1 protein-coding gene is annotated in these 1,071 nt (G+C 67.2%); it reads left to right on the forward strand.

All coding sequences use genetic code 11. The features are described from left to right. A partial coding sequence (locus tag PMI01_RS20655) for a cadherin repeat domain-containing protein (RefSeq protein WP_007673605.1) occupies positions 1-1,071 on the forward strand: 1,071 nt, incomplete at both ends.

Below are 1,071 nucleotides of genomic sequence, written 5' to 3' on the forward strand. Positions count from 1 at the left end.
AAGCTGGTCACCGTCAACGTCCTGCCGGTCAACGAATATCCCAACATCCCCAGCGTGGTCAGCCAGCCGGGGACGATCCGCCCAGAAGGTGCGGTGGCCGCCGACACGGTCATCGCCACCCTGAAGGCCACCGATCCCGACAACACCCAGCCGGAGATCAAGATCACCGACCCCAGCGGCCTGTTCGCCGTCCGCAAGGCGGGACCGAACTACGAGATCTACCTGAAGGCCGGCGCGGTCGATTTCGAGGCGCTCAAGGCCTTTGACGGCCAAGGCTGGGCGACGGTGACCACGGCCAACGGCGTCAAGCAGGTGGCGCTCAAGATCAACGCCTATTCCTGGGACACCCAGTACGCCAGCACGTCGATCCCGATCACCTTCACCGTCCAGGACGTCGATGAAGCGCCGTCGGCGCCGGGCGTCGCCATGGTCCGTACGTCGATCGACGAGACCGTCGTCGCCGGCGGCCCGCTGGCCAATTTCTCCGCTATCGATCCCGAGGGCGGGCCGCTCACCTTCGCGATCGCCGACGATCCCGACCTGGCCGACTTCCTGTCGGTCAGCGGCGGCTCGCTGACGATCAACGCCAACACGACCTTCAACTACGAGGCCCTGAAGGCCATGGGGGCCAGCGCCTGGCGGACCATCGACGCCGGCGGGATCCGGCGGGTCGGCCTGCGGGTCATCGCCGTGGCCAAGGACGCCGCCCAACAGAGCTCGGGTGCGACCGAGTTCTGGTACTATGTGAACGACGTCAACGAGGCCCCGACCGCGGTCAGCATCGTCGGCGGCGCCACGTCGCTGTCGGTCAGCGAGGACAAGATCCCCGGCGGCGCCGCCACGATCGGCACGTTCACCGCCGGCGATCCGGACGGCGACGCCCTGACCTACAAGCTGGTCGACGTGAACGGCGCGGCGGTGACCGACAGCTTCTTCGCCCTGGATCCCAACAATGGCGTGCTGACCCTGAAGGCGGCGATCGACTACGAGACCTACACGTCCCGCCAGATCTACGTGGCGGCGTCCGACGGCAAACTGACGTCGGCGCCGAAGCTGGTCACCGTCAACGTC

This window comes from Caulobacter sp. AP07 (genome assembly GCF_000281955.1).
Lineage (GTDB): Bacteria > Pseudomonadota > Alphaproteobacteria > Caulobacterales > Caulobacteraceae > Caulobacter.